The 21,498-nt window shown below is 39.8% G+C and carries 13 protein-coding genes; 9 read left to right on the top strand and 4 right to left on the bottom strand.

Features of this window, described 5'->3' with window-relative positions; translation table 11 throughout:
• Positions 1-285: 285 nt before the first annotated feature.
• Entirely contained in the window at positions 286-1,611 is a 1,326-nt protein-coding gene (pssA, locus tag J3455_RS09270; protein ID WP_167657838.1) for a CDP-diacylglycerol--serine O-phosphatidyltransferase, read from the top strand.
• Positions 1,612-1,816: 205 nt separating this feature from the next.
• Here pssA and J3455_RS09265 read toward each other — a convergent pair whose 3' ends face one another.
• Positions 1,817-2,560 carry a YciK family oxidoreductase gene (locus tag J3455_RS09265; RefSeq protein WP_349561659.1) on the bottom strand — a complete coding sequence of 248 codons (744 nt, stop codon included), beginning with the start codon at positions 2,558-2,560 and terminating at the stop codon, positions 1,817-1,819.
• A gap of 228 nt (positions 2,561-2,788) precedes the next feature.
• On the opposite strand from J3455_RS09265, the gene J3455_RS09260 reads away from it, so the two are divergent.
• Both J3455_RS09260 and sohB read left to right on the top strand, forming a co-directional pair.
• Positions 2,789-5,221, top strand: a complete 2,433-nt coding sequence (locus J3455_RS09260) for a VolA/Pla-1 family phospholipase (RefSeq protein ID WP_349561587.1) — start codon at positions 2,789-2,791, stop codon at positions 5,219-5,221.
• Positions 5,222-5,336: 115 nt separating this feature from the next.
• Complete coding sequence (gene sohB / locus J3455_RS09255) at positions 5,337-6,353, top strand: protease SohB (RefSeq protein ID WP_349561585.1); 1,017 nt, start codon at positions 5,337-5,339, stop codon at positions 6,351-6,353.
• Positions 6,354-6,430: 77 nt separating this feature from the next.
• Here sohB and J3455_RS09250 read toward each other — a convergent pair whose 3' ends face one another.
• Positions 6,431-7,762, bottom strand: coding sequence for a dicarboxylate/amino acid:cation symporter (locus J3455_RS09250; protein WP_130051331.1), 1,332 nt, complete (start codon positions 7,760-7,762; stop codon positions 6,431-6,433).
• A 192-nt stretch (positions 7,763-7,954) separates the two neighbouring features.
• Here J3455_RS09250 and J3455_RS09245 point away from each other — a divergent pair, with 192 nt between their 5' ends.
• From J3455_RS09245 to J3455_RS09230, 4 genes are all read left to right on the top strand, one after another.
• Positions 7,955-11,392 carry an Ig-like domain-containing protein gene (locus tag J3455_RS09245; protein ID WP_349561584.1) on the top strand — a complete coding sequence of 1,146 codons (3,438 nt, stop codon included), beginning with the start codon at positions 7,955-7,957 and terminating at the stop codon, positions 11,390-11,392.
• Positions 11,393-11,700: 308 nt separating this feature from the next.
• Positions 11,701-14,358 carry a type I DNA topoisomerase gene (topA, locus tag J3455_RS09240; RefSeq protein WP_349561583.1) on the top strand — a complete coding sequence of 886 codons (2,658 nt, stop codon included), beginning with the start codon at positions 11,701-11,703 and terminating at the stop codon, positions 14,356-14,358.
• Positions 14,359-14,505: 147 nt separating this feature from the next.
• Complete coding sequence (locus J3455_RS09235; protein WP_130051334.1) at positions 14,506-14,961, top strand: carboxymuconolactone decarboxylase family protein; 456 nt, start codon at positions 14,506-14,508, stop codon at positions 14,959-14,961.
• Positions 14,962-14,970: 9 nt separating this feature from the next.
• Positions 14,971-15,156: a YrhK family protein gene (locus tag J3455_RS09230; protein ID WP_130051335.1), complete on the top strand. Its 186-nt coding sequence runs from the start codon at positions 14,971-14,973 to the stop codon at positions 15,154-15,156.
• 66 nt (positions 15,157-15,222) lie between these two features.
• Here the strand turns inward: J3455_RS09230 and J3455_RS09225 are convergent, their stop codons facing one another.
• On the bottom strand, positions 15,223-15,465 hold the full coding sequence (locus J3455_RS09225) for a hypothetical protein (protein WP_054551458.1): 243 nt from the start codon (positions 15,463-15,465) through the stop codon (positions 15,223-15,225).
• Positions 15,466-15,705: 240 nt separating this feature from the next.
• Here J3455_RS09225 and J3455_RS09220 point away from each other — a divergent pair, with 240 nt between their 5' ends.
• Positions 15,706-16,254, top strand: coding sequence for a TIGR00645 family protein (locus J3455_RS09220; protein ID WP_130051336.1), 549 nt, complete (start codon positions 15,706-15,708; stop codon positions 16,252-16,254).
• Between the two features lie 59 nt (positions 16,255-16,313).
• Here the strand turns inward: J3455_RS09220 and J3455_RS09215 are convergent, their stop codons facing one another.
• Positions 16,314-17,939 (bottom strand): alpha-glucosidase family protein, encoded by a 1,626-nt coding sequence (locus J3455_RS09215; protein WP_130051337.1) that lies wholly within the window; start codon positions 17,937-17,939, stop codon positions 16,314-16,316.
• Between the two features lie 683 nt (positions 17,940-18,622).
• On the opposite strand from J3455_RS09215, the gene J3455_RS09210 reads away from it, so the two are divergent.
• The gene (locus J3455_RS09210) at positions 18,623-21,412 is read left to right on the top strand and encodes a TonB-dependent receptor (RefSeq protein WP_130051338.1); all 2,790 of its coding nucleotides are present in this window, start codon (positions 18,623-18,625) and stop codon (positions 21,410-21,412) included.
• Positions 21,413-21,498 lie beyond the last annotated feature (86 nt).

The raw sequence follows: 21,498 nt of genomic DNA, 5'->3' as shown, positions 1-21,498 counted from the left end.
TTTTCCTAAAAACGTTTCAATACGATGTCTATGCGCCCGATTCTAAGAAAAACAAGGCGGATGTAAACAAAAGCCCTGATTATTTTTTTAGTCAAATCGCTAAGCTGTCAAATAATCCTTACTTATTATAATTTAAATAGCTCTTTTTGCTCACAAAATGGTCTAATTGCCAATTGTTATGCCTTCAAAGTACGGTAATTCATGACCAAGCAATAATTTTTTGATATGTTTTAGCTAATTTTGATATTAGCTCGTGCTATGAGCTAACTAAACGAACAGGCAATTATGGTATTTTGGCAGGAAAAGCCCGCTTTTGGGCTGACTACACAAGACGTACAAGTCTTAACCAATGCAAAAGAGTATCGCACTGAACTATTGCGTTTAATTGGTTCAGCAAAAAACAGGATTTATATTACCGCATTGTATCTTCAAGACGATGAAGCTGGGCGCGAAATATTAACTGCGTTACATCAGGCATCACTTACTAATCCTGATTTAGAAGTAAAAGTGTTGGTTGATTTCCATCGTGCCCAACGTGGTTTGATTGGAGCAGCTAAATCTGATGGCAATGCCAGCATGTATTGTGATTTTCAAGAGCAGTATCAGTCAAATGTGGAAGTATATGGTGTACCTGTAAAGGCAAAAGAGCTTTTCGGGGTTCTGCATTTAAAAGGCTTTGTAATTGACGATACATTGTTATACAGCGGTGCAAGCTTAAATAATGTGTACCTTCAGCAAGATGAGCGTTATCGTTTAGATCGCTATTTTTTAGTTCATCAAGCTGGATTATGCAATTCGGTCATCGAATTTATTGAAACTCATCTTTTAAGTTCTGTTGCGGTACCACGCATCGATATGCGCCCACTCGTAAAATTTAACGATATTAAAGTCGCGCAGAAGCAATTGATGCGCGACCTTAAATCGGCAAGTTACGCAAGCGCCGCAGAAGCAAGTGCTGGTGAGCTTGGTGTCCGATTGTTCTTAGGTTTAGGGCGCCGTAGCAATAAGCTGAATCGTTTAATCAAATCGTTATTTGATACGACAGAACAAGAGCTTGTTCTCTATACCCCTTACTTTAACTTTCCTGCACCTTTAATGCGGTCATTACGACGTTTATTAAAACAAGGCAAGCAAGTGACTATTGTCGTAGGTGATAAAACCGCGAATGATTTTTATCTGCCACCAAGTGAGCCGTTTAGTAAAATTGGTGCATTACCATATTTATACGAAACGATTTTATATAAGTTTTTAAAGTCTCAGAAACGACATATCAGTAACGGCAATTTGAATGTCTATCTTTGGAAGCATGAAAGTAACTCTTTCCACTTAAAAGGAATTTGTTCTGATAAACGTTTACACTTGCTTAGTGGGCATAATTTAAACCCACGTGCATGGGGCTTAGATATTGAAAATGGTATTTTAATCGACGACCCTAAACAGCATATCCTTAAGCAAATAGAGAATGAAAAACAAGCTATTTTGAAACATTGCCGCCGCTTAACAGGTCCGCAAGATTTAGAAACGATGGATGATTACCCAGCACCGGTTAAAAAACTATTAGGTCAGGCAAAACGTGTAAAAGTTGATTTTATTATCAAGCGTTTTATTTAGGGCGTGTTGACCTTTGAAGATTAAAATTTGTTCTCTCTAGGGGCGATTTAATCGCCTTTAGGAAGACCCCGGACGGCAGAGCGCGTTTGACATTGATACTGCGTTATCGCCTATTTTTGTGGAACGATCACACTATATGGGTTCTGTCTTGCCTAAATATAAAAAAAGCAGCGAAATGCTGCTTTTTTTATATTTAGTTATTAGCTTACTTTTGTTGGGCATCTAAAGATTTACCGTTAACCTCTTTTGAGTCATCGCTCATTAAGTATAGGTAAGTTGGCACTAAATCTTCAGGTGTTGCTAATTTATCTCTATCTTCACCAGGGTAAGCAGAAGCACGCATTGATGTACGGGTAGCACCTGGATTAATACAGTTAACACGAATATTGGTTTTACCTACTTCACAAGCCCAAGTTTGCATCATACCTTCAACAGCAAATTTTGATATAGCATAAGCACCCCAATGTTCACGGCCTTGGCGGCCTACACCTGACGAAGTAAAAATAACAGATGCACTTGGTGATTTGCGAAGCAGTGGGAACATAAATTTAGTGATCATAGCTTGCGCAGTTACGTTAACCTTCATAATATTTTCGAAGGTTGAAACGCAGAAGTGCTCAAGCGGACCTAATGATCCTAAAATACCTGCGTTATTTAATAAGCCATCTAACTTACCGAACTGCATTTCAATGGTTGCCGCTAAGTCTCGGTAGTTTTGTTTAGTCGCACCTTTTAAATCCATCGGTACGATAGCAGGTTGTGGATATCCTGCATTTACGATCTCATCATATACACATTCTAGTTTATTTGTTGTTTTCCCGAGTAAAATAACAGTGGCACCATGCTTAGCATAAGTTAATGCGGCAACACGGCCAATGCCATCACCGGCACCTGTTATTAAAATTACTTTGTCTTTTAGCGCATTCTCTGCGGCTTTATAAGTATGCATAAACGTACCATTGATTAGATTTTTCGCCATTTTACCATAGCAAAAAGCCAAGTTATCGAATTTATTGCAAATTAAGGTGGCGAAAATCGAAACTTTACGTTAACTTTAACTGGTCTAATGTCTTATTAATATTCCAATTACATTAAATTAACTTAGAATAATGGTAGTAGAATAACTACTTTTTACCTTGAACACACAATAACAATAAGATTTGCGCGGAGCGAAATTATGAAAAAACTGCTACTTTCACTAGCCATTGCGTCAGCCATTACTGGCTGTGGTGGAGGGGAAACATTAGAAGATGTAAAAAATGATAATCCACCTGTTCTCCCAACCGCGACAGTAAAATTTGACCCAGCAAATAGTGTGATCTCAGTACCAAATGATTTATTAATGAGTGGTACTCTTGATGGCACTTTAAACATGCCAGGTGAATTAGATGACAACAATGTTAGTGTTGAACGTGCAGCGTATGCTGATCCACAACTTGCACTTGGCGCACTTGATGGTTGGTCAACACAAACTCCGTTTAAAATCGATTTAACTTTTCCTGCGGGTATCTCTCTTGATACGGCATCTGCTGCTTCTCCTGGTGCAGTACGTATATTTGAAGTAATCATGGGCGCAAGCCAAACAGATGAAACTTGTTCGCAAGTGCCTGCGGGTATTGCCTGTAAATTGGTGTCTGAATTAACCTTTGGTGTTGACTTTATTACTCAAGGTTCTGGCGATGCTGTGGCTGTGATCCCACTTAAACCGTTCAAAGCTGGTAGTACCTATATTAACGTTTTAACAACGTCATTAATGGACTCTGAAGGACGTTCAATTGAGCCTTCTTCAACTTACGCGTTAGTGAGCGAAGAGACAGCACTTATCACTGATTCACAGAAGTCACTTCAAGCTGTTATCAATAGCTATGAAGATGCAGTGACATCAGGTGGTGCAATCACAAAAGATGAAATTATCTATTCAGCAGCGATGACAATGCAGTCAGCAGGTCAAGTGCTTGGTACAGTTAAGCAACTCCTAGCAGCGAGTCTTTCGCAACCAGCCTTGCCGACACCTATGGTTCAAATTCCTGAGCAACCGGTTATTACAGTCGAGCAAGTATTTGCATCGCAAGGTATTACAGGTGTTTCACCCGTTTTTGGTGGGGTGCAATATCAAAAAGGTAGCGTGATGTTACCTATGTATTTAGCAACTCCTACAGGTAAAACGGTTGATGATTTATCTGCGACTTATTGGCAAGGGCTTTGTGACAGTGGTGTTGCTGTTTTAGGCTATGCAGCTGCAGCGGGTGATTCATTCCCAACCGATCCTATTAGCGAAACTGATGGCCTTTGTATGGCGTTAAGTGGAGGCAAGTTACGTGATTTAGGCTTAGATCAAACAAAACACTTAACTAAGTACAACACAATTCCAAAAACACAAAGCATTGCTAATGTGCCAGTGCAAATTACTAAACCAATTTTACCTGTTATTAATGCAGTGCGAGCTCAGCTTGGCTTAGACGCATTGAGCATGCCTGAGACAGGCTGGCCTGTTGTTATCCTTCAGCACGGCATTACTTCTAAAAAAGAAGATATGCTAGCAATTACAGCGCAATTAACAATGCAAGGTTTTGCAACGGCTGCAATCGATCACCCAATGCATGGTGAGCGTGGTGTAGATGTAGACGGCGACGGTACTGACGACTTTAATGCCTCTACAGGTTCTGTACTAAGTTACATGAATTTACAGTCTTTATTGGTAGCTCGTGATAGTTTACGTCAGTCTGTAGCTGATTTGCTTGGTTTGCGTTTAGGCTTGAACTTTACTGGTGCTGCTGATTTAAATGCGCAAGATGTATCATTCTTAGGACATTCATTAGGCTCTGTTGTTGCACCAGCTTTTGTTGCTGTGACTAATGCACCTTTAGCAGCTCAAGTTGACCCAATGTTCAACGTTAAAAGTGTAGCTCTTGCCAGTGGTGGCGGTGGTATTGCAAACTTCTTGATTGAATCAAATACATTTGGTCCTTTTGTACAAGGTTCTATATTACTTGCGGCTGGTACTGCAGAGTCAGCAGAGTTTGGCGCTTATACTCAAAATGAAGCATTATCTAACTGTGGTTCACTTGCTTCAAATCAAACAGCTTATGTTACATGTGCTTATAAAGAGTACATAGGTTCGTTAACAGTAGCTGGTGAAACCGAAAAATTAGCTAACATTCAAAGTGTGGTAACTCAGTTTGCATTTGCAGCTCAAACAGCGCTTGATAGTGGCGACCCTTCTAACTATGCAGCATCAGTTGCAGCTCTTGGCACACCAGTTTACATGAGTGTAGTTGTCGGTGATGGTGCGAACAATAATGCTGATATGGTTATTCCACCAATGGTAGCGAGTAATCCAATTGCAGGTAGTTTACCTCTTGCTAATCTAATGGGTTTAACAACAGTTGCACAAACACAAGGCCCAACAGCGGACGCAATGAGCTATGTTGTTAAATTTACCAAAGGTCACCACAGCTCAGTATTAACACCTGTTGCTACACCTGACTCAGGCGCAACGGCCGAAGAAAGTGCTGCAGCAACGGCTGAAATGCAATTGCAAATCGCGACTTTCTTAGCAAGCCGTGGTCAGTATCTTCAGGTTACAAACTCAGATGTTGTCACTGAATAAACGAAACCTTGTTAATTAAGTAATAACCAATTAAGTAAAAAGCCACTTCATGTGGCTTTTTTTTGCTTTAAAGCGTGGTAAATTGTGGCGAATCATTAATAAATGGAGAGTTTGATTGGAATTTTTATACGAATATGGGTTATTTTTTGCCAAGACCCTCACATTTGTCATCGCAATTGCAGTGATTGTTGCCATTATTATGGGCGCTGCAGTGAAACCCAAAGCTAAAAAAGGTGAGATAACAATTGATGACTTAAGTGAACAACTTGACGATTTAAAGCAAAGTTTTATTGAAAACACCCTTTCAAAGAAAGAGCTTAAAGCACACCACAAGCAGCAAAAACTCGAGGCAAAAAAACAGCAAAGCGACGAGCCAAAAGCGCGCTTATATGTCATAGATTTTAACGGCAGTGTTGATGCTCATGAAGTAGAAAGCCTAAGAGAAGAAATTACGGCTATTTTAACTATTGCTAATAAAGAAAAAGATCGCGTGCTTATTCGTCTAGAAAGTGGTGGTGGTGTGGTTCACGGTTATGGTCTTGCAGCATCACAGTTACAGCGCTTACGTAATGCCGAAATTCATTTAACTGTTGCCATAGATAAAGTAGCAGCCAGTGGAGGGTATATGATGGCGTGTGTTGCCAATGAGATTGTCGCAGCACCATTTGCAATTGTAGGCTCAATCGGTGTTATTGCACAAATTCCTAACTTTAATAAAATCTTGAAAAAGAATGATGTGGATTTTGAGCAAATCACAGCGGGTGAGTACAAACGTACTTTAACTATCTTTGGTGAAAATACCGATAAAGGTCGTGAAAAATTCAAAGAAGAAATTGAACAAACTCACGGTTTATTTAAAACCTTTGTTAGTAAGCAGCGTCCATCTCTTGATATTGATACTGTTGCTACAGGTGAGCACTGGTTTGCAACTCAAGCGTTTGATAAAGGCTTAGTTGACAAGATTGATACCAGTGATGACATTTTATTGAGCCAAGCTAAAGAGCGCCAAATCTTTAAAGTGAAATACCGTATTAAGAAAAATTTAAGTGACAAATTAGCTATAGGTTTAAGTTCGGGTGTAAGTAAAGCGGGTGTGAGTTTAATGTCTCGCTTAAAAGGCTTAAACCCTTAGGTTGTGCTAAATATAAAATTAAAATAAAAAACCCGCTGTTCAAGCGGGTTTTTTACTTATAAATAGCCAGTAAATAATTACTTAATCGATTTATGATAGTCTTCTAAATCTTTAGCGGCATTTGGGTCGTTAAATACGTCTTCATCAAATTCCCCTTCAGATTTCGCAACTACACAAGTCACCATACAGTCACCAGTAACGTTGACAGCAGTACGCGTCATATCAAGTAAACGGTCTACACCAATAATGATAGCAATACCTTCTACAGGCAAGCCTACTTGGTTTAACACCATCGCTAACATAATAAGACCAACACCAGGCACACCAGCAGTACCTACAGATGCAAGTGTTGCGGTTAAAATAACCATTAAGTAATCTGAAATTGTTAAATCAACAGAAAATACTTGTGCAATGAATACGGTAGCAACACCTTGCATAATTGCTGTGCCGTCCATGTTAATGGTTGCACCTAAAGGCACGGTAAATGAGGCAACTGAATTATGTGCGCCTAATTTTTTGCTAGCAGTTTCTAGGGTAATAGGCATGGTTGCACTTGAGCTTGATGTGCTAAATGCAAATAGGCAGGCATTTTTCATTTTCTTTAAAAACGTAATAGGGTTAAGACCTGTAAACATTTTTAACAACACACTGTAGTTAACAATACCGTGGAAGAGTAGGGCAAAAACAACTACACCAAAGTACAATGCAAGGCTCTTTATTAGTTTTAAATCTATAGTAGTAAATAGTTTTGCCATTAAAAAGAAAACACCATAGGGTGCAATATTCATAAGCAAAGTAACTAGCTTTAGAATAACGGTATTTAAGTCTTCAAATACATTTGCTACTCGTTGACCCGCTTTACCACTAAGCGCCATCGCTACGCCAAATAATAATGCAAAAACAATAACCTGTAGCATATTACCGCTTGCCATTGCATCAATAGGGTTTGTCGGGAACATACTAATGATAACTTGTGCGAGAGTTGGCGCTTCTTTTGCACTGTAATTAGCATCTGAAGGTAGATTGATACCTTCTCCTGGATTTACAAATAACGCTAAGGTAATAGCAACGGTAATAGCGATTGCAGTAGTCGCTAAATAAAGCAAAATTGATTTACCACCTAAACGTCCTAATTTCTTGGGGTCGCTTAAGCTGCAAGTACCACAGACTAATGATACAAAAACCAGTGGTACCACAAGCATTTTCAAGCTTGCGATAAATATTTGACCACCAACATGGAAAATTCCATCAACGAAAAATGCTTTAATTGGTAAAGAGAATAACCCTAGTGGAATAAGGAAATCGTCTTCACCCGCTAAAATGGCTTGAAAGATAAAACCAACGATTACACCCAGTACCATACCTACCATGATACGAGATGTAAGGCTTAAAGATCGTACTTTTGACATACACACAGTCTATTTTTTTATAAATTTTGCCATAGACTACCAGCATGAAGATTTTTATACAGAAAAATTCGATAAATAGTTAAAGAATTTCGTTGCCTTTAAAGGAAAAAAATTATGATCTTCGTTTAATTTTTAGGTTAATATTAGGTAAATATATAAATAATTTTAAAATAGCTAACTAGGGAGAGGTCAATGCCTTTATTGCGATGGCTAAGTATTATAGTTTTCAGCTCATTGTTAGTTGCCTGTGGCGGCGGTGGGTCATTAGAGAATGATAGTGGTTCACTTGGTGGTGGGGATGATGGTACAACCGATAACCCAAGTTTTGTCGTTGCTGTTCAAGGTTTCGTAAAGGACACAGATCAAGAATCGAGCTCAGTAACATCTGATACACCATTAACTATATTAGTTTCTCTGACCAGTAATGGTGATGCGGTTTCAAGTGAAGTTATAAGCTTTAGTTTAGATGGTGACATTGGCTTGCTTGATCCTGTTTCTGGAACTGCTCTGACTAATGCTGGTGGTGTCGCGTCAATTACACTAACTGCGGGTGATACTGCGGGTGCAGGGATTATTACTGCTACTTATGTTGTTGGTGATGAAACATTCAGTGATACCTTTGGCTTTACATCAGATGGCTCTGAAACAGATGACTCAAGTGTTAGTGGCAGTATTACTCTTGATGTGTCAATTTTAGACAGCACAGGCTCGCCATTTACAGTAGAAAACCCTGTTAGCAAAGATAATAAAGGGACAGTTACTGCAACCTTATTAGAAGAAGAACAGCCTTTACAGGGGCAGCTAATTTCTTTTACAACAAATTATACAGGCAAAATCACTCCTGTATTAGGCACTGCATTAACTGATGCAAATGGTGAAGCTTCAGTAACGTTAAGTAGTGGTGATTCTAAAGGGGCTGGTCAAGTAGTTGCTACATACACGGATGAAAGCGGTAACACAATCACTAAAATTGCAGGCTTTATTTCAAATGGTGATGATGCCCCTGTTGAAAGTGCCGAAGCGGAACTTGATATCAAGCTGTTACAAGGGTGCGCAACTAACTGGGAGGCTAATCGTAATACAACATCACTTGAAACAACTTACCTAGCTTCAGGGTGTAGCGTCGTAAATCAGTTTTCATCTGACGAACTCATCGACGTTATGGTAAAAGTGACTGATACAAGTTCGGGTGATGGTATCGACGGTATTATCGCTGAGCTTTCGACTGATCTTGGCGCTTTATTACCAGAATCAGGAAAAGCGCTTACTGACAACTTTGGTTTTGCAATTTTAAAACTACAACCTGGCGCAAATAGTGGTGCAGGTGAAGTATCTGTATCTGCTAAATCGGTGACTGCATCGAAAGCATTCGAAATTGCAACTGCTGAGTTAAGTGTAGAAATTTCAAATGGCTTATATAACAAGGTAGATGACGCCGGTAATGTAATTGATGACGAATTTGTGCCACTTGCAGCGGGTGCAACAACGGTTATTACAGTTAGTATTTATGATGCTGACGGTGAGCTGTTTGTAACGCCATTAGATGTTGAGTTTACATCTGGTTGCGTTGAATCTGACCTCGCTGTTATGGATGACACCGCAACGAGTATTAGCGGTATTGCAACTGCAACATATAGAAGTAACGGCTGTAACACAACACAAGGTGATACGGTCACAGCAACAGTCCTTACCGGGGGAACACCAAAAGTTGTTTCAGTGAATGTGCCAGTATCGGCCGCAGCTGTAAGTTCGATTGAGTTTGTTGAAGCTACCGAGAATGTAATTGCACTAAAAGGGACTGGTGGTGTATCTCGCAAAGAAATTAGTCAACTTACATTTAAGTTAACTGACGAAATTGGTAATACGGCAAAACAAAAGCGATTAGATTTTCGTTTGAGCTCGACTAATGGTGGCATTTCACTTTCTGAAGTAACAGATGCGACAGGTTATTCGCATGCAAGTGTTTCTACAGATTCAGAGGGCTTAGCAAGAATTCAAGTTAATTCAGGCTTTGTACCTCAAGCTGTTCGCGTACAAGCGTGCTACATACCAGATGAACTGATTCCTGAAAACCAAAACGATAATGTAACTTGTTGGAAAGAGCTTTATGATGAATGCCTTCTTGATGAATCTGAGCGAGATAACAATGTTTCATGTCCAACAGGTCAGCTTTCTTTAGTTTCATTAGATGAGCAAATAACAACCGTATCTGATCTTGTTTCAATTAGTTCAGGTTTACCTGATGGTAATAGTTTTACGGCTGCCCCAACAAACTTTAATGTCGAAGCATTAAATTATAACGGTGTTCTTGAGGAAATTAACGTTTATCTTGCAGATCATTTTAATAATCCTGTACCTGATGGCACATCTGTATATTTAACAACAGAAGGCGGTGCTATAGGAACAATTGATGGCACAGAGTTTAACCCTCAGCTTGAGTGTAATACAGTTGATGGACAATGTGTTGCCCAGTGGCGTTCACAAAATCCAAAACCATTTACAGAAGCTAAGTGGGGTAACAGAATCAACAGCATTAATCCAAAAACTGATGCAATTAACTGTGACCTTTACTTTGGAGCCGCAGCGCCTTGTATGGCAGGTATTTTAAACGCTGCATTCAATGAAAATGGCGTACCGCTAGGAGGCCGTGCCACAGTACTTGTCACAGCAAAAGGTCAAGAGTCATTCATCGACATTAATGGTAACGGCCGTTTTGACACCAACGAATATTACAGTGGCTATGACCTGACAGAAGCATTTATCGATCATAATGAAAATGGTTTTTATGATGGTTTAGCAGCAATTTACGACCCAGTTACTGCATCAGTGACAAAGGCTGCTGAAAATTGTCAAGAAGGTGCTACTGATGATCCGTGTAGTCCAGAAAATACGAATGCCGGACACTTCGAAGAAAGCTGGGATATTGACCTTAATGGCATGCATACACTAGCGGATGGAAAATATAATGGTTTAGTATGTAAGTCAGAGGCAACAACGCCAACAGATGGTGATACTTTTGAAAGCCTATGTACTAAAGAATTAGTTGATATTCGAGATTCTTTTGAAATTATTATGTCTGGTAGTACTGCGTACAGTCGATTTGTAGTTACAAAAAATGAGCTGCGTAGCCGATTTGCTGATGCTCTTGCTGAAACAACTGAAGATGATCCTACAGTTTTCACAGATAATGCAATGCAACTTGCTAGGGATATTGAGGAATGTAATCCAATCCGACGTTTTCCTGCAGCTGATGTAAAAGGTGCGTTTGTTCTCGATTTAGAGGAAACAGCTGATACTAATTATTGTGATGTGAGAAATATAAACATTACAACTGCTGATTCTGGTACTGAATTAGCCGCATTAACTTTTGCAGTTTATTACTCTGATATTTTTAATAATCCAATGCCTGCAGGGACCAGTGTTTCAGTAACTGCAGATAATGGAGAATACAGCGGCACTGATGGCTTTGAGCTTCGAAATTCAGCTGCGACAGCAGCGTTTGGAGAAGTTTTATCAATAAGTCGAGAGTCAGAAAGAAATGGTAAAACTGAAGGCTTTTTAACTGTTGAATTTACAACTGGAAAAGGCAACATTTCAACTGCTCGAATTGCAATTACTGATGATGGCTAATAAGTAGTTATTTGTTTAAATTTAAAAAAATGCCAACCAGAAGGTTGGCATTTTTGTTGCTGTTCTATATATTCCTCTTGAAATTACCGCAAAACGCCACATTGACTAAATTAGCAACAAAAATTGTTTAATTATTCAGTCAATGAAGAAAAGTTTCGATTAAAAGCTTGTAACAATTGGTGTTTGTAGATATACCTATAAATATTCGTGCTCCAATGTTAAAAAATCATACTTATTTGTTTAATGTGATGGATATACATTTATAAGGGCAAAAAACTTTTAAAATATTCGGTCAGAAATAGGCAGCTATGGGCAAATCACTTGTAATTGTAGAGTCTCCAGCAAAGGCAAAAACAATTAATAAATACTTAGGTAACGATTTCATCGTAAAGTCCAGTGTTGGGCATGTGCGTGATCTACCAACTTCAGGTTCAGGCAAAACGAAAACTGCAGCGACGAAAACGCCTGCTGAAGTTCGAAAAATGTCACCAGAAGAAAAAGCTGCCTACAAAAAGCAACGCGATTATAAAAATCTTGTTGCCCGCATGGGTATTGATCCTGAAAAAGGCTGGGAGCCACATTACGAAGTCTTGCCAGGCAAAGAGAAAGTTGTTCAAGAATTAAAAAAACTTGCTGAAAATGCAGATAAAATCTATCTCGCAACCGATTTGGATAGAGAAGGGGAAGCCATTGCATGGCACCTCGAACAGATTATTGGTGGCGAGCCTGAAAAATATAAGCGAGTTGTTTTTAACGAAATTACGAAAAATGCTATTCAACAGGCATTCGAAACACCGGGCGAACTAAACACTGATATGGTGTATGCGCAGCAAGCACGTCGTTTCCTTGACCGTGTTGTAGGTTTTATGGTGTCGCCGCTATTATGGGCAAAAGTTGCTCGTGGCTTATCAGCTGGTCGTGTTCAATCTGTCGCGGTGCGTCTACTCGTTGAACGCGAACGTGAGATTAAAGCATTCATTCCTGAAGAGTTTTGGGATGTCCACGCTGATGTAAAAAATACTGAAGCAGCTTTAAGGTTAGAAGTTACCAAACACGCTGACAAGCCTTTTAAGCCAGTTAATGAAGAGCAGGCGATGTCTGCCGTTAGTCAACTTGAAAAAGCTGACTACAAGGTCATTAGTGTTGAAGAAAAGCCAAGCAAGAGTAAACCGAGTGCACCATTTATTACTTCAACCATGCAACAGGCAGCAAGTACGCGCCTAGGTTATGGTGTTAAGAAGACGATGATGTTGGCTCAACGCTTGTATGAAGCTGGCCACATTACTTACATGCGTACCGACTCAACTAACTTATCGAAAGATGCCGTTGAAATGTGTCGTGATTACGTGACTGAGCAATTTGGTGAAAAGTATTTACCTAAAGCACCTATCAGCTATAGTTCTAAAGGCAATGCACAAGAGGCTCACGAAGCGATTCGTCCTTCGAGTGTCACTGTGTTATCTGGTCATTTAGATGGTGTTGAGGCCGATGCTAAAAAGTTATATGAACTAATTTGGCGTCAGTTTGTTGCTTGCCAAATGGTCCCTGCAGAATACGATTTAACAACTTTAACGGTTGGCGCGGGTGATTATCAATTAAAAGCAAAAGGCCGTGTGCTTCGCTTTGACGGTTGGACAAAAGTTCAGCCAGCTGTTCGTAAGAAAAACGAAGAAGATCAGTCACTGCCTGCAGTTAAAGAAGGTGATGTACTCACGCTAGTAGAGTTAGACCCTAAACAACATTTTACAAAGCCACCAGCACGCTTTAGTGAAGCAAGCTTAGTTAAAGAATTAGAAAAGCGTGGTATCGGTCGTCCTTCAACGTATGCATCTATCATCTCAACAATTCAAGACCGTGGTTATGTGCGTGTTGAGAACCGTCGTTTCTTCGCTGAAAAAATGGGTGAGATTGTTACGGACCGGTTAGTTGAAAACTTCGAAGATCTAATGAACTTTGATTTTACCGCTAAGATGGAAGGTCGTCTGGATGATATCGCAGAAGGTGAACGTGTCTGGACACAAGTACTAGATAAGTTTTATGCGGATTTTTCAACCCAGCTTGAAGTTGCCTCAGGTGATGAAGAGCACGGCGGTATGCGCCAAAATCAAATGGTTGAAACCGACATCGATTGTCCAACCTGTGGTCGCAAGATGGGTATCCGAACTGCATCAACCGGTGTGTTCTTAGGCTGTACGGGTTACAACCTGCCACCAAAAGAGCGTTGCACAACAACTATGAACTTGGTGTCAGGCGATGAAGCAATTGCTGCAGATGTTGAAGACGTCGAAACAGAATCACTGATGCAAATGAAGCGTTGTCCAATCTGTGAAACGGCAATGGATTCATACTTAATCGATGAAACACGCAAATTACATGTATGTGGTAACAACCCTGCGTGTAAAGGATATATCGTTGAACAAGGTACCTTTAAAATTAAAGGTTACGACGGCCCCATTATTGAATGTGATAAATGTGGTTCAGATATGCAGTTAAAATCAGGTCGTTTTGGTAAGTACTTTGGCTGTAGTAATGAAGAGTGTAAAAATACTCGTAAGTTACTTAAAAATGGTGAAGCTGCACCGCCGAAGGAAGATCCAGTTCATTTACCTGAGCTAGAGTGTGAAAAATCAGAAGCTTATTTTGTACTGCGTGATGGTGCATCGGGTATTTTCTTAGCTGCAAATACCTTCCCTAAATCACGTGAAACGCGTGCGCCTAAAGTTGAAGAGTTAAAACGCTTCAGAGACCGCATTTCTGAAAAGTTTTACTATCTTGCCGATGCGCCGGCACAAGACCCTGATGGCAATCCTTCAATTGTACGTTACAGCCGTAAAAATAAAGAGCAGTATGTAATGAGTGAAGTAGATGGCAAAGCCACAGGCTGGACTGCTCACTACCAAAATGGAAAATGGGTAGAAGAGAGTAAAAAGAAAGCGCCTAAGAAAAAAGCGGCGACTAAAAAGTAAGTTTACATCTATTTAGATCATAAAAAGGGATTGCAGTTGCAATCCTTTTTTTTGTGCTTTTATGACATTTGCTAATGTCGTTTTTTACCAATCTTTGCTTTTAATCAGTTGCTATTCTGTCTCCATTATTAAGATAGGAGATTTATAATGCAAACTCGTTTATCCCAACAGCAGGTATATTCACTTAACCCAGGACTTGTTGAACATTTAACTGGACTGAGCACACTACCAGAAGATTCAAAAATAACTAGTAGGATTGTAGATCTAGTAAGACTCAGAGTGTCGCAAATAAATGGCTGTGGATTTTGTCAGCATATGCACTCAGCAGAGTTAAGACGCCATGGAGAGCATCAGCAACGATTAGATGTATTGGCTGCTTGGCGTGAAGTTCCAGTGTTCTCAGAGGAAGAAGTTTCAGCATTAGCCTGGGCAGAAGCATTAACAAATATCATTGATAAGCATGTTGAAGACAATGTGTACAACCAAGTGTCTTTAATATTTACTGAAAAAGATGTCGTGGCACTGACGGCAATTGTGTTAGAGATTAATAGTTGGAACCGTATCGTTAAAGCGTTTCACTTTATCCCTGAGTTAACGGAGTAGAGAATAATTATGAAGTTTACACTCGCACCTAGGGTTAATGCGTTGGTAAATATATTATCAGCATGCGCCTTTTTCTTTGGTAGTACCTTATTTTTACCTGCATTTATAGAATATGCCACATTGGGGGTGGTGTTATTCATGATAGGTTCGTTATTATTTTTATTAAGTGCATTCGCTGATTATTACAGCCATTAATAACAAAAAACCGGAGCGCACATCTTTGTGTCATTCCGGTTTTCCATATTCTAAGCTGGCGTAAAATTAGATTTGTACGTCTTTTACTTTTTTATAGCCTTCAGCTTCAAGCTCATCGTTCACACACTTTAATACGTATGGCTTTAATTCTTCGTTGCTGATGTCATCATCTTTTGCCCAGTTTAAACACATTTCGGTGTATTCTTTGATCATTTCAGCTGATGCTTCTGGTGCTTCATTAGCGATTGCATTCGTTGCTGACACGCTTAAAACAGGTGCCAAAATTAGTGCTAGCAATGCTTTTTTCATTTAATTATTCCTAATCAACAAAAGTAATTATTACCGGCTCAATTGCACAGTAATGGTGCGCAATGTGTATCTCACTTTGCTTGAGTGAATTTATAAACTAAATTTCAAAAAAAGATAACGAAATTTTTTTATCGTAAAGATAAGCAAAAAATAACCACTCTTTTTACCTCTAAGGCTAGCAATGGTGAGGCTAATACACGTATTATCGCGCTAATTTTAAAAAGAAAAGTGAATTAAGTTATGTCTGAACAAGTGACTCATTCAAAAATAAAGAAAGTACCAAGCAAGCTAGAACACGTTGTTGAGAGTTTTATTTTTCGCTCGCGTTGGTTATTAGCGCCATTCTTTATTGGCTTATTAGTCGCTGTGGTATTACTGCTGCTAAAGTTCTTTAAATACTTATACAGTATGGCCTTAAATACGTTCACTGCGTCAAACCAAGAGCTTTTGGTGGGCATTTTGACTTTAGTTGACACTGCGCTACTAGCAGGGCTTTTGCTTATTATCATTTTCAGTGGTTACGAAAACTTTGTTTCAAAGTTAAATATAGAAAATCACGAAGATCGACCTGTTTGGATGGGTAAGGTTGGTTTCTCGGGTCTTAAGATGAAATTGATCAGTGCAATTGTTGCTATATCGGCTGTCGAGCTTTTAAAAGTGTTTATCAGCTCAAACAATCATTCCACAGATGAGTTACTCTGGAAGGTGTTAATTCATGTTACTTTTGTGGTGTCGGGGGTGTTATTTGCGCTAACGGATTACATAAATAGTAAAACCATGAACCATTAATAGCAATCTTCCATAAAAAAGCCCTGCAATAGCAGGGCTTGGTTTTTAACAACTGATTCTTAATTCAGGGTTGCGTAAAAGCAACCGAACCCGGGCAGAGTGACTGTATTATTGTTTAATTCAGCTGTGTGATGAGAGATCTCAGTATGCTGTGAAGACACAGAGTCAGAGATTGTCAGTTCACTACTTTGCGCAGCCAAGTTAAATGCACAAAGCATTTTAGTGTCGTTAAGCGTTCGATAAAAAGCAAGCACAGGCTCTTGCGTATCTATAAATTCAATATCGCCTTCTAAGAGAACGTTTTTATCTTTACGCCATGCCATAAATTCACGGTAGGCATTCAAAATCGAATCTTTATCTTGATCTTGCGTATTTACCGCAACTGATTTGTGCGCATCGCCCACAGGTAACCAAGGTTTTACTGATGAGAAGCCAGCTTGCTCTGCATCCGTTGCATCCCAAGGCATCGGTGTACGACAACCGTCACGGCCTTTAAAGTTTGGCCAGAATGTGATGCCATATGGGTCTTGTAAGTCTTCAAATGCAACTTCAGCTTCACCTAAACCAAGCTCTTCACCTTGGTACATACATACGCTGCCACGTAATGAAGCAAGTAGGGCTGTTAGCATCTTACATTGCTGAGGCTCAATTTTTTCACCTTGACTCCAACGGCTAGCAACACGTTCAACGTCGTGGTTGCTAAATGCCCAACATGGCCAACCTTCAGTCATGCGCTGCTCTAAAGTGCTAACTGTATTACGAATATATTCCGCGCTATAGTCGTTTGTCAGTAGCTCAAAGCTATAACCCATATGAAGTTTGTCACCACCTGATGTGTACTCAGCCATGGTTGCTAGTGAGTCTTCTGATGAAATCTCACCTAGAGCAACTGTGCCTGGGTACTTGTTTAGTAGGGCGCGGATGTCCTGCATAAAACTAAGGTTCTCAGGTTGCGTATTATTGTAGTAGTGATACTGGAACGCATATGGGTTGTCTTCGCTAAAGCCTCGGCCTTGACGCTTCTCTGGTGGCTTAGCTGGATTATCACGTAATTGAGCATCGTGATAGCAAAAGTTGATTGCATCTAAGCGGAAACCATCAACGCCTTTCTTAAGCCAAAACTCAACATTATCTAATACTGCTTTACGAACTTCAGGGTTATGGAAGTTTAAATCTGGCTGCTCAGCAAAGAAGTTATGTAAGTAATATTGACCACGACGCGGTTCCCATTGCCATGCAGGGCCACCAAAAATTGATAACCAGTTATTTGGTTGTGTGCCATCAGGCTTTGCATCAGCCCATACATACCAATCAGCTTTGTCGTTAGTTTTATCTTCACGGCTATCAAGGAACCATTGATGTTGATCAGAGGTATGGCTCAATACCTGATCAATAATGATCTTAATATCACGTTGGTGCGCTTGTGCAATGAGTTCATCAAAATCATCAAGGTTACCAAACAATGGGTCGATATCACGGTAGTCACTGATGTCATAACCAAAGTCTTTCATTGGCGATTTAAAGAAAGGTGAAACCCAAATAGCATCAACACCCAGGCTTTTAATGTAATCAATGCGATCAATGATACCTTTGATATCACCAATGCCATCGCCATTGGTGTCTTGGAAACTGCGCGGGTAAACTTGATAAATAACCGCACCTTTATACCACTGCTTTTGAGCCATGTTTTTCTCCATCGTGACACTCAGTGTATGTAAACTGTTAGGCAACCGTTAATGCAATATGTTGCCGGAATGTCAAAAGCATACGTGAAGGGTGAGATACTGTAAAAACTCTGCATACGTATGCACGCCAAATTCATCTATGTGCTCAGTAAAATTCATTAACTTGATTTAAAAGTAAACAACTCGAATATCAATTAATAAAACTTACCAATTAGATATTCCTTCTCTTATCAACAAATGAAAACTCCAGCTTGGTGCATAAAATAGCTGGATTACACCAGAATGGTGCACCATCACAATTGGTAAGACCAATTATCATTCTTGCAGGTCTGTTCCTAATATAATTGCGTCATGTCGCTATTTAAGCGAGATAAATGGCTTAGTATCCATTTCTGTAACCAAATTAGGTTCTTAAATATAGCAAAAATGTTTCATTACTATTAACTAAGACGTAAAAATCATTAAACACTTTAAATTCAGTGGCTTGAAGGTTGGTTTTGTAAAAATGTTGTTAATTTTTGTGAGGGTGAGCTACGCTGAATACGTATGCATAAATTTGTTAAGAAAATAATCAGAGCGTTAATATTCAATTCGACAACAAAATCAGTCAGCGAATTTCAGCTATTATGTTAATGAATAACTGCAACACGTTGGCATTACAATTTGGGTAATGGGAAAACATCATGTCTATGTTCAAACCAAGTATATTAACTCTGGCTTTAACAGCCGCAGGTTTAAATAGCTTTGTAGCGTATGCTGCAGAAGAAGACCAAAAAGCGAAAAACGATAACGTTGAAGTTATCGAAGTTAAAGGTTTTCGTGGCAGTGTTGTAGAATCTATTAATACTAAACGCTTCACTCCTGAAGTTGTTGAGTCAATCTCTGCAGAAGATATCGGTAAATTACCTGATTCATCAATTGCAGAATCAATCGCACGCCTTCCTGGTTTAACAGCACAACGCCTAGACGGTCGAGCTAGCCGTGTAAGTGTTCGTGGTTTCAGTGAAAACGAAAGTGCAACGACATTCAACGGTCGTGAGCAAGTATCAATCGGTGACAACCGTGGTGTAGAATTTGACCTTTATCCATCAGAAATTATGAGTGGCGTAACGGTATACAAAACACCAAGTGCAGGTATTGAAGCTGAAGGTATTGCTGGTGTAATCGACATGCAAACTGTGAAACCTTTAAGTAAAGGTGAACAAGTTATCATGTTCAACGGTCAATATGAGCAAACAGGTTTTGATAAATTAAATCCAGACGGTGACGACCAAGGTTTCCGCGGTACGTTCTCATACATTGACCAATTTGCTGATGACACAATCGGTGTTGCATTTGCATACAACACGATGAGCTCACCAAACCAAGAAAAACGTTGGAACTCGTGGGGTTATCCTGAGTTTACGGGTGAAGATGGCAATACATACTCAATTTTAGGTGGTGCTAAGCCATTTGTACGTTCATCGACTCTTGAGCGTGATACAGCAATGCTTGTAATTGAAGCTGCGCCGACTGATCGCTTAAACATGACATTTGATGCCTTATATGTAGATTTCTCAGATGAAAAAATCCTACGTGGTATAGAAGTTCCATTCGCATGGGGCCAAGGTTCAATCGACCCAAGTTCAGCAGTTGTTGACGCTGACACTGGTTTCATTACTAGTGCAGTAACAGAAGGCCAACGTGTTGTTGTTCGTAATGACTACGAAGAGCGTAATGCTGAGCTCACTCAGTTTGGTTTTAATGCAAAATATGACATTAGCGATGATTGGTCAGTAGAATTTGACGTAAGCCGTTCTGAGGTTGAACGTCAAATTTGGAGTATCGAAAGCTACTCAGGTACAGGTCGAGGTGACGCGAATGGTGTTGCTGATACAATCGGCTATGAGTTTGACGGTGGTAACACTGGCGCGCAATTTAGTCATAACCTTGATTACAGTGACTACGACTTAATTCAACTTGGTGGCCCATTATCTTGGGGTGCAAGTGCTGCACTTAACGATAAGTATGGTTTAACAGGTACTGAGTATCAAAATACAGCGCAAGATGGCTTTATTAATGCGCCAGAAATTAATGATGAACTAAGCACATTAAAACTTGCTGCAAGCAAAGTACTTGATAATGCTTACATCAGCCGAGTGTCATTTGGTATGTCATACCGTGACCGTGAAAAGAGTAAGTTGTCGGAAGGTTACTTCATGACATTAAAAGACTTCTCTTTATCGAACCCTGGCATGGTATCAATCCCGGAGCAATACCGCTTAGGTACAGCGAGTCTTGATTTCATCGGCATGGGTAACATGGTTGCTTATGATACCAATGGTTTAGTAAATGATGGTTATTATAACCTTCTTCAAGAAAGCCTTACTGATTCAAAGCACAAAACACAATCTTGGACTGTACAAGAAGAAGTAACAGCATTCTTTGCTCAAGCTGATATCAATGCTGAGCTGGGTTCAATCCCTGTAACAGGTAATATTGGTGTTCGTTATGTGAAAACTGAACAGTCTTCACAGGGTTTTGCTGCAAACACTGTTGATGGTTTAGTTGTTGTATCAGAGACCGATGTAAGCCATGACTACAGCCACTTCTTACCAAGCATCAATTTATCGTTTGCAATTGATGAAGAGCAAACTGTACGCTTCGGCGCAGCGAAAACGATTTCTCGTGCTCGCTTAGACGAAATGAACTCATCAGTTAATGCATCTTATAATCAACAACCAGATGAAAACGGTAACTACTGGAGTGTATCTGGTGGTAACCCAGAGCTTGAGCCTAAAGAAGCAACTGGTTTTGATTTAAGCTACGAAAATTACTTCCATGAAGAAGGTTATTTCGCTGCAGCTGTATTCTACAAAGATATCACTCAGTGGATTTTCGATGGTACTTATGAAATTGATATGAGTGGTGTAGCTGACCCGTCTACTGGTGAAATCCCTGCGACTTCAACTGGTACTGGTTCTGGTAAAGTAAATGGTGGTTCTGGTGACCTTTGGGGTTATGAGCTTTCATTAACACTACCGTTCACAATGTTCAGCGAATCTTTAGACGGTTTTGGCCTAATCGCAAGCCATACAGGTGTTGAGCAAGACTTAACTGACCAAAATGGTAACGACTATGAGCTACCTGGCCTATCTGATCAAATCGATAGCTTAACAGTTTACTTTGAGCGTAATGGTTTCCAAGCGCGTACCAGCATGCGTAAGCGTAGCGACTTTAAAGGTGACGTATACGGTTTAGGTTTTGCTACTACACAAGTTGATATTAAAGGCGAAACAATTTGGGATGCTCAAATTGGTTATGACTTCAGCGAAGGTGGTGTAGAGAGCCTTGACGGTTTATCTGTCACTTTCCAAGTACAGAACATCACTGAAGAGCCGTTTACATCACTACAAGGTGATAACTCACTTCAAGTACGTGATTACCAAGACTACGGTCGTACATTCCTGTTAGGCTTCAGCTATAAGCTGTAATTAGCTAAAACAGCGATAGAAAATTGCCCTTGTGATTTGTTTTACAAGGGCTTTTTTTTATCAGTGAGCTACACTCAATGAATTGA

The organism is Pseudoalteromonas sp. NFXS39 (assembly GCF_040148775.1).
In the GTDB taxonomy this organism is placed as follows: Bacteria; Pseudomonadota; Gammaproteobacteria; order Enterobacterales; family Alteromonadaceae; genus Pseudoalteromonas; species Pseudoalteromonas apostichopi.
Note: the sequence above shows the minus strand (reverse complement) of the source record. Positions and strands in the feature narration are given on the sequence as shown.